The 13,579-nt window shown below is 48.2% G+C and carries 15 protein-coding genes; 12 read left to right on the top strand and 3 right to left on the bottom strand.

Annotation, left to right across the window (positions count from 1 at the left end; translation table 11 throughout):
* Positions 1-139: 139 nt before the first annotated feature.
* From BVJ53_RS11510 to BVJ53_RS11500, 3 genes are all read right to left on the bottom strand, one after another.
* Positions 140-703, bottom strand: a complete 564-nt coding sequence (locus BVJ53_RS11510) for a Gx transporter family protein (RefSeq protein WP_070650316.1) — start codon at positions 701-703, stop codon at positions 140-142.
* The gene (locus BVJ53_RS11505; RefSeq protein ID WP_129302519.1) at positions 700-1,146 is read right to left on the bottom strand and encodes a NusG domain II-containing protein; all 447 of its coding nucleotides are present in this window, start codon (positions 1,144-1,146) and stop codon (positions 700-702) included. The genes BVJ53_RS11510 and BVJ53_RS11505 overlap by 4 nt, the downstream gene beginning before the upstream one ends.
* 187 nt (positions 1,147-1,333) lie before the next feature.
* The gene (locus BVJ53_RS11500) at positions 1,334-3,232 is read right to left on the bottom strand and encodes an NAD(P)/FAD-dependent oxidoreductase (RefSeq protein ID WP_129302518.1); all 1,899 of its coding nucleotides are present in this window, start codon (positions 3,230-3,232) and stop codon (positions 1,334-1,336) included.
* Between the two features lie 287 nt (positions 3,233-3,519).
* On the opposite strand from BVJ53_RS11500, the gene pplA reads away from it, so the two are divergent.
* From pplA to BVJ53_RS11440, 12 genes are all read left to right on the top strand, one after another.
* Complete coding sequence (gene pplA / locus BVJ53_RS11495; protein ID WP_129302517.1) at positions 3,520-4,431, top strand: extracellular electron transfer flavoprotein PplA; 912 nt, start codon at positions 3,520-3,522, stop codon at positions 4,429-4,431.
* Positions 4,432-4,647: 216 nt separating this feature from the next.
* The gene (locus tag BVJ53_RS11490) at positions 4,648-5,718 is read left to right on the top strand and encodes an FAD:protein FMN transferase (RefSeq protein ID WP_129302516.1); all 1,071 of its coding nucleotides are present in this window, start codon (positions 4,648-4,650) and stop codon (positions 5,716-5,718) included.
* Positions 5,719-5,772: 54 nt separating this feature from the next.
* The gene (gene menA / locus BVJ53_RS11485) at positions 5,773-6,711 is read left to right on the top strand and encodes a 1,4-dihydroxy-2-naphthoate polyprenyltransferase (protein ID WP_129302515.1); all 939 of its coding nucleotides are present in this window, start codon (positions 5,773-5,775) and stop codon (positions 6,709-6,711) included.
* Positions 6,708-7,667 carry a UbiA family prenyltransferase gene (locus tag BVJ53_RS11480; RefSeq protein ID WP_129302514.1) on the top strand — a complete coding sequence of 320 codons (960 nt, stop codon included), beginning with the start codon at positions 6,708-6,710 and terminating at the stop codon, positions 7,665-7,667. The genes menA and BVJ53_RS11480 overlap by 4 nt, the downstream gene beginning before the upstream one ends.
* 129 nt (positions 7,668-7,796) lie before the next feature.
* Positions 7,797-7,946: a 50S ribosomal protein L33 gene (rpmG, locus tag BVJ53_RS11475; protein ID WP_075760979.1), complete on the top strand. Its 150-nt coding sequence runs from the start codon at positions 7,797-7,799 to the stop codon at positions 7,944-7,946.
* Between the two features lie 19 nt (positions 7,947-7,965).
* Positions 7,966-8,136 carry a preprotein translocase subunit SecE gene (gene secE / locus BVJ53_RS11470; protein WP_129302513.1) on the top strand — a complete coding sequence of 57 codons (171 nt, stop codon included), beginning with the start codon at positions 7,966-7,968 and terminating at the stop codon, positions 8,134-8,136.
* A 102-nt stretch (positions 8,137-8,238) separates the two neighbouring features.
* A complete protein-coding gene (nusG, locus tag BVJ53_RS11465) occupies positions 8,239-8,793 on the top strand; it encodes a transcription termination/antitermination protein NusG (protein ID WP_129302512.1) in 555 nt (184 codons plus the stop codon).
* 9 nt (positions 8,794-8,802) lie between these two features.
* Positions 8,803-9,648, top strand: a complete 846-nt coding sequence (locus tag BVJ53_RS11460) for an alpha/beta fold hydrolase (protein WP_129302511.1) — start codon at positions 8,803-8,805, stop codon at positions 9,646-9,648.
* A gap of 78 nt (positions 9,649-9,726) precedes the next feature.
* Complete coding sequence (locus tag BVJ53_RS11455) at positions 9,727-10,170, top strand: nucleoside 2-deoxyribosyltransferase (RefSeq protein ID WP_129302510.1); 444 nt, start codon at positions 9,727-9,729, stop codon at positions 10,168-10,170.
* Positions 10,171-10,362: 192 nt separating this feature from the next.
* Positions 10,363-12,609 (top strand): ribonucleoside-triphosphate reductase, adenosylcobalamin-dependent, encoded by a 2,247-nt coding sequence (gene nrdJ, locus BVJ53_RS11450; protein WP_129302509.1) that lies wholly within the window; start codon positions 10,363-10,365, stop codon positions 12,607-12,609.
* A 27-nt stretch (positions 12,610-12,636) separates the two neighbouring features.
* Complete coding sequence (locus BVJ53_RS11445; RefSeq protein WP_025013291.1) at positions 12,637-13,026, top strand: DUF4430 domain-containing protein; 390 nt, start codon at positions 12,637-12,639, stop codon at positions 13,024-13,026.
* On the top strand, positions 13,023-13,562 hold the full coding sequence (locus BVJ53_RS11440) for an ECF transporter S component (RefSeq protein ID WP_129302508.1): 540 nt from the start codon (positions 13,023-13,025) through the stop codon (positions 13,560-13,562). Before BVJ53_RS11445 ends, BVJ53_RS11440 begins: the two co-directional genes overlap by 4 nt.
* The last annotated feature ends 17 nt before the right edge of the window (positions 13,563-13,579 follow it).

Below are 13,579 nucleotides of genomic sequence, written 5' to 3'. Positions count from 1 at the left end.
CATCATACAGTACCGATTCAGGCTCTTGTCAATACATTTCGCTAGTTAACTTGGTTTGAACACACGGACAGCTTCCACTTAATTATTCTGTCCATGTTGTACCGCCTAATTCCATATGGTTCGTCATATTTGAGTGCTGTTAACATCCTCCTTTTTTACGTCGCTTGCTTCGGTCGTAGCGCAGGCGACGTAAGATATCAATGTGTTCAAAAAGGAAATTAGCCGCAATGCCGACTGCGATGCCGGCGAGAATGCCCATAAACGCCAGGATCGGCAGGTAGAGCATCACGGTCCAGCTTTGGGCGATCAACGATGCGACCAGTAACTGGCCGACATTGTGCAAAATGCCGCCAGCAGCCGAGATCCCGATCATGCTGACGCGTTTCTCACCTAGTTGTTTGATGAGCAGCATCCCCAACCACGACAAAAGCGCGCCTGCTCCGCTGTATAGAAACGTGGACAGGGTGCCGCCCAGCAAGGTGGTGAGCAAAAGCCGCAGCCACAGCAAGACGAAGCTATCTGAAATGGACATTGTGAACAGTGAGATGATGGTGATAAGGTTGGCTAAGCCTAGTTTGGCACCGGGCGCAAACGCAAACGGGAAGGGAATCATGCGTTCAAGCAGCCCGATGATGACGCCTTGGGCACAGAGTAACGCAATATAAATATATTGGCGGGTGCGGTCGGCTTTATAAATGCTCATTCGGTCACCATGCCTCCCGTGTTGTTAGTGCCGCCTTTGTTGGATTTGATTTCAATCAACAACTTGTGCGGCAGGCAGACAATGGTTTGTCCGGGTTTGGTAATTCGGCCACGGCGAACGCAAACCTGATCCTGGCAGTTAGCTTCGGTAATCGCAACGCCGGCGCCTTGAACTTCGATTTTGTTCCAGTCGCCATCTTTTGCCCGATAAGTGAACTGGCTGGTGCCAGTGTGGCCGGTCAGCCTTTTCCGATAAACCTCGTGGCCATCATGGGTCACCACGGCCGTTAAAACGCGCTGCGAGGCATCTTGTTGCTGCTGATTTTCCTGGATACCAAAGATCAGGTAGGGGATGAAGGCCGCAAGAAACAGACCGCCGACAATGATCCAGTCAAAAGGGCGAATCATTTTAAGATAGCGTTTAAAAGTATTCGGCGGTTTCATGGTCAAGCTCCAATCTAACAAAAATCATGTGTTCGCGTCCATCCATTAAAAGATAGACGTGAACGTGAAGGACGGGGAGCACTGCACGCCACAGAACATGGTCGCAGCAACTTCCCGCTCTTGAAAAAAGACTCTAGGCAAAATCCACCCAGAGTCTCCTGCGTCGTTAAACGCGTTATCGTGACAATTATTTGAGTGCATCGGTGCCGTAAAGTGATCGCGGTGTTCCATAACGCCATTTGCCAAAGACTTTCTGGAGATAAGGGACAACCCATTTATCAAGCCCGAACGCGCGGCCGGAGCCGTTCATGCAGGCAAAGGCCATCGGAATCATCCAAATGTTGACCCAGTAGAACATGCCACTTAGGCAGAACACACCGACAAAGGCAATCGTTGCTGCGGAAGTTAACCAAGTGAAGAGGCCTGCGACCAAGGCAAGGCCGATCAGAATTTCCATGATCGTCATCGCTTTTTGCATGAAGAACGCCACCTGCTGGTTAGGGATCAACGTCTTGGTAATGCTGTAATACCAGTTCGGCATCTTGTCAAAGACCATCATCGGATCATTCCCATACTGATAGGAAAGTGAAAAGACCGTCTTGGTAGCCTTCGCTGCACCGGCTGCAGCACCGGAAGCAGCACTTGTAGCATCGGCACCGGCGGCAGAAGCACCACTGGTCGCAGCTGGCTGCAGCCAACTAAATGGCAGGCGCAGCTTATCAATGAACCATGACTCCTTGCCTTGAATCTTTGGCCAGCAATCAATCAGCCACATCGCGCCTAATGTGAGGCGGGCGGGCACTGTCCATAGTACGTTGCCTTGACGGGAAAGATGGCCGCGGAACATATTGCGCTCGTTGCGGGTCCGGAAGAATTCGTGCATGAAGTATTCGAATAAATAATAACCGGAATAGATCTGGATAAAGTAGAGCATGTTGACTAAATGTTTCATCAACATCGCAAAGAAACCGGAAAGATGCAGCCAGCCCATAATGTTGGCAACACCATATTTGGAACCCAAGCTGACCATGAAGCCGGAATAGTTGGCTTTATATTCAATTTGTTCCTTGTTTTCCAGCTTGGCTTCAATATTCGTCAAGGCAGTATGCGCGGTTGCTTCGGCGCCTTGAACGATTTGCGGTTGACCGCGGCCAGTGCCGTCTTCATCCACTAGTGACACATCACCAACGACGTAAATACTTGGATCGTCTTGCGATTCCATATTGTTCTTAACCAAGATACGGCCAGCACGTCCCTGTTTCAAGCCGAAATCTTTCGCTTGATCCGTTGCTTTGACACCGGCTGTCCAAACCAGCGTGCAGGTTGGAAAAGTGGAACCGTCTTTCAGATCGACATGGTCTTCATGAACACCGACAACCCCGGTGTTCTTCATAACCTTGATGCCGCGTTTTTCCATGTAACGTTCGGCTTTGTTCGCGTCTGAACGATCCAGCATATTCATGATCGTCGGTGCCATTTCCATCAAGCTAAACTGGATTTCGTTCGGATCTAGCTTGTACTGTTTGGCGAGGGTATCGCGCCAGTCGCGCAGCTCGCCGATCGTTTCGGTACCGGTAAAACCGGAACCAACAATGACAATTGACAAAAGAGCCTTGCGTTTAGCCGGATCGTGTTCTTCGGAACCACGCCGCACAACGTCTTCAATGTGGCGCTTTAGCCGAATCGCGTCTTCCCACTTACCCAAAGTGAAACCATGTTCGGCAACGCCTGGTGTTCCGAAATCATTTGGTTGTGATCCGATCCCCAAGATCACGTAATCGTAAGGGAAGCGGCCGTTTTCCGTAACCACTTCCTTCTTATCGCGGTCAATCCCTGTCACGTTATCGGTGACAATTTTGACGTTCTTACGTCGATTGAATAGCCGCTGCAAATCGTATTGAATCGCATCTTCCGGAACACGATCCGCTGCGATTTCGTGCAGTTCGGTGACATAAGTGAAGTACGAGTGGCGATCGATCAGCGTGATCGTCACGTCTTTGTTGCGTTTGTAATGCTTGGCCAGGTGCTTTGTCGCATAAACCCCGGCAAACCCCGCGCCAACCACGACGATATTGGTTTTCGCCATGCATAACACTCCTTACCATTTGCAATATCCATACTTTTGTGAAGTATGTATCCAAGTCATTATAGCCTTTAATTTCGCTTAATGTCTAACGTTAGCGCTCTCTTTTTCCAAATCCGGACGTTTTTGTGTAAAAAGACACAAAAATACGTTTTAATGACACTCCTTGGAAAATGAGAAAGCGCTTATAATGCCCTGGTTTGGTTGATTTTTTCGATTTGACTGGCTAAACTAAATATGTGATCGAGAACACAATATCGCAGTAATGAACTGCAAAAGGGGTAAATGTCATGAAGTTAAATAAAGTTGTGACGGGGGCAGCCGTTGTTGCACTGTCCACTTTGGTCTTAAGTGCATGCAGCAGTAGTTCAAGCAGCAAAAATTCGTCCAGCAGTAAGGCCTCCAGCAGCAAAGTAGTGAAGAAGTCATCAGCCCAAAAGCAAGTTGCCGGCGGTCCGCTAAAGGATGGTACTTACAAGCTGAATGAAACCGGCTATGATCATGGCTATAAAGTTGAAATGGCCATGACAGTCAAAGACGGAAAGATTACTTCTACTAAGTATGACTACGTTGACAAGAATGGCAAATCCAAGACTAAGGACGCTGCCTATGAAAAAGCAATGAAGGCCAAGGTCAAGGTTGGGCCAAAAGAGTATATTCCTGAGTTGAACAAGTCGTTCCAGAAAAACGGGACAAACGTTGGGGCAATTGATGTAATCTCAGGTGCGACTGATTCCAGCCTGACCTTCAAGAACTATGCACAACAATTGATTCAGGCTGCCCAAGCTGGTGACACCAAGCCGATTGAAGTGAATAATACTGGCAAGATGAAAGATGGTACCTATACACTTGAAGAAAAGAATTACTTCAATGGTTATCGGGTTGTCTTCTCCATCACCGTCAAGGACGGCAAGATTACGCAGAGTAACTATGACAACATCAATAAAGATGGCAAGTCCAAGACACTTGACACCAAGTACGAAGCTAATATGAAGAAAGTCAATAAAGTCGGCCCGAAGGAATACATTCCGGAACTGAATAAGTCGTTGGTTGCCAAACAGTCACCAGCCAAGGTTGATGTAGTTTCTGGTGCGACCCACAGTTCCGATACCTTCATCTTATATGCTGATCAACTGGTCAATGCTGCACAAAATGGCAACACGAACAAGATCGAAGTTGACAACATTGTTTACAACAACTAATTTGTTGGTTTCACGATCGAAGCGGTTGGACTGATGGTCAGTCTAGTAGCTTAAGTAAGGACTTGTTCGGAACACCTTTTCTGAGCAGGTTCTTTTCTTATGCCTACAAAACTCCGTATAATGACGCTGTGGTTGATTGCGTTGGTTTACGATCAACATAACGTGTTCGCCGATTCCTCGTCGCGCCGGTGAACGCTCACTTTTGGAGGAGCATAAATGAAGAAAAGAGTTGTCGTCGTTTTGCTGATGCTGCTGGCATTGGTAACGACTGCTTGTTCCGGCAAGCCTGCAGCAAAGCGCACGTTGGTCGAAGGCGACCCTTATTCGGATACTCAGTTTCTGATGGGAACGGTTGTCACGGTTAAGATTTACGACAAGGGCAAGCAAGGGGCGTTAGATGCTGCTTTTTCCCGGGTTCAACAGCTAGCCGATCAGCTGACGGTTAATCAAAAAGGGTCGGAAGTTGATAAGATTAACCAAAATGCCGGGATTAAGCCGGTTCACGTGACGCCGAGTGTTTATCGTGTGATTGCGGCGGCCAAGCATTACAGCGAGAATTCTAATGGCTCGTTTGATTTGGCGATTGGGCCAATCACCAGTCTGTGGCATATTGGTTTTGCCGATGCCCGCAAACCGGCCCAAAGCGAAATTGATGCCAAGCTGCCGCTAGTACATTATCGAGATGTTGTTCTTAATAAGAAGCAACAGACTGTTTACCTGAAGAAAAAAGGCATGGCCATTGATCTCGGCGGTATCGCAAAGGGGTTCATTACCGATGAAGTCGTTAAGACATTGAAGAAACAACATGTCACCACGGCGATTATCGATTTAGGCGGCAATATCTTTGTTATGGGTAAGAGCCCTAAAGATGCAAAAAAAGATTGGAATGTCGGCATTCAGGATCCGAAAAAGCCTCGGGGAACGGCCATTGGTACCTTGCCTGCCAGTAACAGAACAGTTGTAACTTCCGGAATCTACGAGCGTTACCTCAAAGTTAATGGTAAAGTTTATATGCACCTTATGAATCCCAAAACCGGTTACCCATTTGACAATGAACTAATGGGTGTTTCAATCGTTACCAACAAAAGTGTTGACGGCGATGCCTTGTCAACTGCGACATTTGACAAGGGGCTAGTTGATGGGATGACATACATCGAAAAGCTGAAATATGCCGATGCCATTTTTGTTACCAAAGACAAAAGGGTTTACGTCAGCTCGGGATTGAAAGACAGCTTTAAACTGTTCAAGCATTCCGGATACACGCTGGCAAACGTGGCTAAAAAATAAGAGCGTGAATCAGCCGGTTTCTGGGCTGGCGAACGCGTTTAAAGGGGGAAGTCGATGACGCTGCCGATTTTCTTGGAATTGGTGGAAATTCGCACGAAGCTGGCAAGTATTTTGCCGTTTGCGATTGGTACGTTATTTGCGGTGAGTTACTTTCACGGCTTTAATGCTGTGAACACGGGTATATTCCTGGTGGCGATGTTACTTTTTGACATGATGACCACCGCGCTGAACAACTTAATGGATTATCGCAAAGCCAAAGATGAACATTATCAGCAAGCCGTTAATGTGATTGGCCGGAAACAGTTAAATCCGAAGTTAGTCAGCCGAATCATTTTCGGCATGTTGGCAGGCGCCTCACTGCTTGGGATTATTTTGGTTATGCGAACTGACTGGCTTGTGTTGCTGATGGGAATGGCCTGTTTTGCAATCGGCATCTTATATACTTGGGGACCGTTGCCATTGTCGCGGTTGCCATTGGGGGAAATTTTTTCCGGTGTCGTAATGGGATTGGGCATTCCGGTGATTGCTACTTATATTAATATTGTCCCCGGGAAATTGATCGCTTTGGAGTGGGGATGGCCGACGATTGTCTTACACGGGGATTTTATTGCCATCATTGCTTTAGGCTTGACTTGCATCACGCCAATGGCCACCATTGCTAACGTCATGCTAGCCAACAACATGGCTGACTTGGAGGAAGATGAGCGGAATCACCGGCATACATTGCCAATGTACCTAGGTCACTGGTGGGCACCGCGGGTTTACGCTTTGTTAGCCTATATCGGTTTCATCGCGGTATTGTTAGCAGTTGTGTTTGGCGCCTTGCCGAGCTGGGCATTGCTGATTGAGTTAGCGTGGCCGCTGGTTATTCGCAACGTCCATCGCTTTATTCGCGACCCAAGCAAGCCACGAACGTTCCACACTGCTGTTGTGAACCTGGTTTTGGAAAATGGTTTATTAACCCTCGGCTTGGGAATGGGGGTCTTGTTATGACGCAACCTTATAAACACCTAACATGGCCGCTTTTTCTTGAATTTATTCGTTTACCGGCAAAAGCAGCGAGCATGCTCCCGTATGCGCTAGGCATTAGTTACGCTGCATGGGCTTTTCAACAATTCTCCTGGGTCAACAGCCTGCTTTATGGCTTGGCCCAGCTCGCCATCGCTTTGTTTGTCACCGGTTTTAACAATGTGCAAGACTACTTCAAAGCCAAGGACCATAGTTATCAGCAACAACAAAATATTATCGGTCGAGAGCATCTTTCTCCTTTGGGGATGTTGTCGTTGACGATTCTGATGCTATTAGTGAGTGTCGTTCTTGGCCTGATTCTTGTGATGCGCACGAATCTCAGCCTTTTGGTCATCGGTGCAATTGGCGTTGGAATCGCCATTCTATATACGTTTGGCCCGATTCCATTATCCCGGCTCCCACTTGGCGAATTGCTGGCCGGAATAGTCGAGGGCTTCGGTACATTCACGATTGCCGTATTGATCAACATGCAGGTACCGCAACCCTTAGATCTCGTCTTGGGCCGCCGCACGTTTGCGTTTTCACTGAACTTAGGCTGGTTGTTGCAGCTATTCATCGCCGTTCTCCCGATTGTCATCCTGAACGCGGCAGTTATGTTTGCTGACAACATCGCCGATCTGGAACAAGACGTGAAAAACGAGCGCTACACATTGCCCTATTACCTTGGGAAACAGCGCGCCTTGCGTTGGTACCGGCTAATTCCGTTTGCCACCTTTGTCGGCTTATTACTCGGCATCGTCACCAAACTCTTGCCGATTTGGAGTTTGTTGGTACTAGCGACATGGCCGCTGGTGCTTAACAACACACGGACCTTTACTGCTTCGCCTAGTAAGGACAAAACTTTTATCTACACCATTCGTTCGCTTTTAAGCTTTGGTGGAGCATTGTTGGTGACGTTGTGGTTGGGAATACTTTTTTAAAAAGCTTTCAGATGCTTAAGTAACTAAATATTAATGACACTTAAGGTGACAATGTTTACCTTTGTTTTCTGACGCTTGCTATTCATGGACAATCTTGGTAACATATTGGACGTGACTGGAGGGAACAAGATGTCAGTAAAGAAAGTTGCTTTGGCTTGTTCGGTTTGCGGGCAACGGAATTATTTTGTTCCCGAGAACCCGAAGCGAACGGAACGGTTGACTTTAAGAAAATTTTGTAAGCATTGTGGCCGGGTAACGGTTCATCAAGAAACGAAGTAATAATGGAAGGAGTGGGCTGATGAAATTTATCAAAAGTGTTTTTACGGAAATGAAGGCTGTTACGTGGCCGACTGCGAAACAGACACGCCGTGATACGTTTACCGTCATCATGACCTCCATTATCTTTGCCATTTATTTTGCGGTGGTTGATTGGGTCATTAACATGATTTTTCAGGCGTTCTTGTATTAAGGCCTGACAAACCGCTTTATCTTTGCTATACTATGAGCAGCGCAAAACCGCCTTCGATGACGGTTTTTTATTTTGACTCAAAACACTAAAAGGAGACTCGTTATGGCTGAAACAGTAACGTCAGCAGAGAAACATTGGTACGTGTTGCACACTTATTCCGGTTATGAAAATAAGGTGAAGACGAACCTTGAACAGCGAACGACCAGTATGAATATGGATGATTACATTTTTCGGGTGGTCGTTCCTGAAGAAGAGGAACACGAAAAAAAGAATGGCAAGGACAAAGTCGAGATGAAGAAAACTTTTCCTGGCTATGTGTTGGTTGAAATGGTGATGACGGATCAGTCTTGGTTTGTGGTCCGGAATACGCCTGGCGTTACAGGGTTTGTCGGTTCTCATGGTGCCGGTTCAAAACCAGCGCCATTGCTGCCTGAAGAAGTAGCCAGTGTCTTGCATTCGATGGGGATGAGCACGCGCCATCAAAATGTTGAGTTTGATGTGGGCGAGCCAGTGACGATTATCGACGGTGCTTTTACCGGGATGCATGGTAAGGTGACTGCGGTTGATAAAGATAAGATGAAGTTGAAGGTTGTGACAGAAATGTTCGATCGTGAAGTCACTGCGGAATTGGACTTTGATCAAGTCGACAAACTGTAGGTAACGCTTATGAGCGGCTGGTTCTGGATTTTCGTGACGCTGGGCGTGATGGTCGTTGTGGGCGTAATGACGGACTATTTTCTATTGGCTCGGACTGGCTATGCGCCGGTGCCGCTCGTGATGGATCCGACGCCAACGCTGTTTATTCCGGGGCATCTGGGTACACGGTACTCTTTTGGCCATATGTTATGGCGGATGCAGCGGCGTTATGGCTTGAGCAAAGATGTCGTGGCCATTGTCGCGCCGGATAGCAGTGTTCATTTGCGCGGACAGTTGAATCTAAACCACCACGCTGCTGTTCAGGTCTTGTATACGGACAAAACGGTGCGGCCCGCTGCCCAGTTGCGAGGTTTGCAACATGTCATCGCCGCTTTGCAGGAGCAACAGTCGTTTACCCATGTTAATCTGGTTGCGCATTCGATGGGCGGGGTGACGGCGGCACTGTATTTAGTGAGCCAACCTGCTGTTCCCGTGGCTAATCTGGTGACGATTGCCGCACCGATGAATGATGTGGAAATTGCGCGGCGTTCACCGATTCTTAACTGGCCGTTGACTCGCCAAGGACCAGAGCATACAGCGCCGATTTATCAATATCTTCAACGTTCGATTGCCAACTTGCCGTCTGATTTGCGGTGGTTGAACATTGCCGGTGATTTGATGCTTGGCGGCCGTCATGATGGTGAAGTCGCTGTTAGCAGCAGTTTTGCTGTGCGTTATTTGGTGAAGGATCGCATCAAAGATTATACCGAGGTTGTGATTCGTGGACCGCGGGCAGCCCATAGTTTACTGCACGAGAATCGGTTGGTGGATCATGACATTGCCGAGTATTTATGGCAGCGTCAACGCGACTTTTAGGTGTTGCTGAGTTGAAGCCTTGTATATAGAAGCTGCTTCACCATAACGCGCCGATGAATGCTCACAGGAGGAATTATTATGGCAGAAGTTTATTTGGCTGCACCGTTTTTTGATTCTGCTCAGATTGAACGGCTCGATCAAGTCTTGACAGCTTTGCATGCAAATGAATCAGTCACCGCTATTTTTTCACCGCGCGATGACACGAACAAGGCCGGGTTAACGCCGAACTCGTCAGGCTGGCAACGGCAGGTGTTTGGTGAAGATATTCAGGGGTTACATCGGTCAACAGTTTTGGTTGCTATTCTGGATTATGTCGGTGAGAACCCCGATCCGGGAACGGCTTTTGAGATCGGGTATGCCTATGCTCACCACATACCAATCGTGGCGCTTCAGCTTGGCAAAATGAAAATGAATTTGATGCTGGCAGGGTCGATTACCTGCTTTGTTAACGATTTGACCGAGCTTAAAAGTCTTGATTTGGACCATGTGTTAGTGCGCCCGTATGTCGGACCGGTCTTTTAATTCTCAAATAGAATAGATATCGCCAGCGGTTTCCTGCGCTGGCGATTTTTAATTCGGCCATTAATTTTTTAAGGCCGGGCATGCCGCGTCGAACGGGTAGTTGCCAACATTAACAATTTGTTATTGATTGATCTATATCTTGATATTCGATTCGTTTGGCTATACCATATCTTGTATACGGGAGGGACAGCTATGCAAGTTATGATGAAACCGATCACCTTGGCACCTGATTTTATTGCCGAGGTCAAGAAAGAAATTAAACCACACTGGGGTGAACTGGGGTGGGTCACCTATAAGCGGACCTATGCCCGGTGGTTGCCGGATCAACAACGTACCGAGAATTGGGACGAAACCGTTAAACGAGTGGTTGAGGGGAATATTAACCTTGATCCGCGGTTACATACAGCCAATCCCGATCCAGAAGTTGTGGACGAGCTGCAAAAAGAGGCACGGAATCTTTTCAAGCTTATTTACGGACTGGCCGGCACGCCATCTGGCCGCAATCTGTGGATTTCCGGCACGGATTATCAAAAGCGTAATGGCGATGCCTTGAATAACTGCTGGTTTATTGCCATTCGTCCGCAGCCTTATGGGGATTCGCATATCGTGCCGACTGATTTTCCGGCTAACCAGCCTGCTGTCTCGATGCCGTATTCATTTATGTTTGACGAATTGATGAAAGGCGGTGGCGTTGGTTTTTCGGTTACCAAAGACAACATCGCTAAATTGCCGCCGGTCGCACACGCCGTTGATCTGACCATAGTGATTGATCGCAGCAGTGCGAGCTATGCGGAGTCGCTGAAAATGGGTGCAGTTGACCGGGAAGCTTGGGAACAGGCACATGCGGCCGAGCACAATGACCGCTATGTTTTACCTGATACCCGTGAAGGCTGGGTTTTAGCCAATGCCAAGGTGATTGATCATCATTTTGCCACGACCAATCCCAGTGGGCAGACTAAGCTGGTACTGGATATCAGTCGGATCCGGCCAAAAGGCGCCCGGATTCATGGCTTTGGCGGCACAGCTTCCGGTCCAATGCCATTAGTCGAGATGTTGCTGGATATCAACAAGGTGTTGAATGCTCGGGTTGGCCAGCGCTTGACCGCGGTCGATGCCACTGATATCGGCAACTTGATCGGCAAGACCGTGGTAGCCGGTAACGTGCGTCGTTCTGCGGAAATGTCGTTAGGCTCGTCCGATGATGACGCGTTCATCACGATGAAGCAGGATCAAAAGCAGCTTTACCATCACCGCTGGGCTTCTAATAACAGTGTGGCCATTGATACGCAATTTGAAGCTTATGCGCCGATTGCCACGGCTATTGCCAAAAACGGCGAACCTGGCATTGTGAACCTCGACTTGTCGCGGCGATTTGGCCGAATTGCCGATGGTGAAAATGCCGCCAACGATCCGGATGTTGAAGGCACGAATCCGTGTGGCGAAATTTCTCTGGCAAATGGCGAACCGTGCAACTTGTTTGAACTTTTCCCTGTCGTTGCCGTGCAACAAGGCTGGAAGTTAAAGCAGGCCTTTACACTGGCAACGCGCTATGCTAAGCGAGTAACCTTCAGCAATTATGACTGGCAGGTTTCGCGTGATATTATTAGCAAGAATCGCCGCATCGGCATTTCGATGTCCGGGATTCAGGATTGGTTCCTGGATGATTTCGGTCATCGCGTCGTTTCCGGATTTGAACCGGTTGTGGATCCGCACACCGGCAAAATGCTGGAGAAACCGATTTATAATCCTGAAATCAAGCAAGCGGTGGACGGCCTGTATCACGCGGTTGTCGATGCAGATCAAGCTTATTCCAATGCATTGGGTTGTGAGCCTTCCCGCAAACACACTACTGTTAAGCCATCCGGAACGGTCGCTAAGTTGGCAGGTGTTTCAGAAGGCATGCATTTCCATTATGCCGGCTATCTGATTCAGCGCATTCGTTTCCAGGCGAACGACCCGTTACTGCCTGCCCTGAAAGCGTGCGGTTATCATATTGAACCGGATGTTTACACCAAGAACACGATGGTCGTCGAGTTTCCGATTCGCGCGGCCCATGCCGATGATCCGGCGTTTGCTTCAGCTGGAACGGTTTCGATTGCCGAACAGATTGCAACACAGGCATTTTTGCAGACGTACTGGTCGGATAATGCAGTCAGCTGCACAGTCACTTTCCAACCGGAAGAAGCTGACCAGATTGCGGGCTTGTTGTCGCAATATCGGCACGTGATTAAGTCAACATCTATGTTGCCGTACGTTGGCTCAGGCTTCAAGCAGGCGCCAAAAGAGCCGATTGATGCTGACACCTATAAGCAAAAGTGTGACAAGATTCACGGATCGGTTGCGGCTGTTTTTGCCGCCCAAAATGCCAATCATGATCAAAAGGATCTGGAATTGGTTGACCAGACGGATTGTGCTGGCGGCGCTTGCCCGATTAAGTAAAAAATGCGGAGGATGTTGAAGGTTATGTTGAAGAAAGCTTTACGTTCACTAGTTGTCTTTTTTGCAGCAATGTTTGTGTTAGCTGGATGCAGCAACAGTTCGAGTAGCGCTGCCAAATCCAGCAGCAAGCCGAATCAAATTGTGGTTACTTATCAGCTGAAGCAAAATGGCAAAGCTTTTGCTAAAAAGAAGATTACCCAGCCGAAAAAATCCGTGGTGATGACCGGTCTGAAAAAAGGTTGGTCGGTTAAGGCTTCGAAAGGGTTCATCACTGAGATTGCCGGCAAGAAGCAAAATGTTGCGAAGAAAACGTACTGGCTATACACCATTAACGGTAAGATGGCGAAGAAGGGCGCGACAACGCAACCGGTTAAAAACCATGATAAAGTTGTTTTTGACTTGAGTGTGACCAAATGAAGTTGCCAGCGTCAACCAAAAAGCCATCGCCTGTTCGGGCGGTGGCTTTGCTTGGTCTATTGACGGCGTTGTGTACAGTGTTGCGGATCGTGAAGGTGCCGATTCCCAACGTCCAGCCGGTAACGGATATTTTGATGGTAGTCACCTTGCTGCTTGGTATGCGCTGGGGTTTGAGTTTGACCGTCAGCACGTTGGTGGTCTCTAACCTTGTTTTAGGATTCGGTTTATGGACCTTGCCGCAGATTGCTGCCTATATGGTGTGCCTATTGGTATTGCAAATGGTTGTGTTGGTGTTGCCGATGGTTCGCCGTGTCCTTTGGCTGCAAATGGGCTTGGCTGGGTTGCTTGGCTACCTTTACGGGTTCGTCGTCAGTCTGGGTATGGCCATCATCGGCAGTTTGAATGGACTGGGCTTTTGGGCGTATTATATCAGTGGTTTGTTGTTTGATACTTATCACGCGCTGGGTAATCTGGTCTTTTACCCGATTGTATTGCTGGTGTTGCAGCAAGGGTTGCAGCGGTTTAATCACGGGTAACCCGCTTACGGAAAAGA

Origin of the sequence: Lacticaseibacillus chiayiensis, assembly GCF_004123795.1 — a bacterium.
In the GTDB taxonomy this organism is placed as follows: domain Bacteria; phylum Bacillota; class Bacilli; order Lactobacillales; family Lactobacillaceae; genus Lacticaseibacillus; species Lacticaseibacillus chiayiensis.
This window is presented reverse-complemented; position numbering and strand designations above follow the sequence as displayed.

What these genes read in the sequence shown, in the direction of transcription:
- BVJ53_RS11510 (WP_070650316.1), bottom strand. Translation starts at nt 703, where the DNA reads ATGAGCATTTATAAAGCCGACCGCACCCGCCAATATATTTATATTGCG.
- BVJ53_RS11505 (WP_129302519.1), bottom strand. Translation starts at nt 1,146, where the DNA reads ATGAAACCGCCGAATACTTTTAAACGCTATCTTAAAATGATTCGCCCT.
- BVJ53_RS11500 (WP_129302518.1), bottom strand. Translation starts at nt 3,232, where the DNA reads ATGGCGAAAACCAATATCGTCGTGGTTGGCGCGGGGTTTGCCGGGGTT.
- pplA (WP_129302517.1), top strand. Translation starts at nt 3,520, where the DNA reads ATGAAGTTAAATAAAGTTGTGACGGGGGCAGCCGTTGTTGCACTGTCC.
- BVJ53_RS11490 (WP_129302516.1), top strand. Translation starts at nt 4,648, where the DNA reads ATGAAGAAAAGAGTTGTCGTCGTTTTGCTGATGCTGCTGGCATTGGTA.
- menA (WP_129302515.1), top strand. Translation starts at nt 5,773, where the DNA reads ATGACGCTGCCGATTTTCTTGGAATTGGTGGAAATTCGCACGAAGCTG.
- BVJ53_RS11480 (WP_129302514.1), top strand. Translation starts at nt 6,708, where the DNA reads ATGACGCAACCTTATAAACACCTAACATGGCCGCTTTTTCTTGAATTT.
- rpmG (WP_075760979.1), top strand. Translation starts at nt 7,797, where the DNA reads ATGTCAGTAAAGAAAGTTGCTTTGGCTTGTTCGGTTTGCGGGCAACGG.
- secE (WP_129302513.1), top strand. Translation starts at nt 7,966, where the DNA reads ATGAAATTTATCAAAAGTGTTTTTACGGAAATGAAGGCTGTTACGTGG.
- nusG (WP_129302512.1), top strand. Translation starts at nt 8,239, where the DNA reads ATGGCTGAAACAGTAACGTCAGCAGAGAAACATTGGTACGTGTTGCAC.
- BVJ53_RS11460 (WP_129302511.1), top strand. Translation starts at nt 8,803, where the DNA reads ATGAGCGGCTGGTTCTGGATTTTCGTGACGCTGGGCGTGATGGTCGTT.
- BVJ53_RS11455 (WP_129302510.1), top strand. Translation starts at nt 9,727, where the DNA reads ATGGCAGAAGTTTATTTGGCTGCACCGTTTTTTGATTCTGCTCAGATT.
- nrdJ (WP_129302509.1), top strand. Translation starts at nt 10,363, where the DNA reads ATGCAAGTTATGATGAAACCGATCACCTTGGCACCTGATTTTATTGCC.
- BVJ53_RS11440 (WP_129302508.1), top strand. Translation starts at nt 13,023, where the DNA reads ATGAAGTTGCCAGCGTCAACCAAAAAGCCATCGCCTGTTCGGGCGGTG.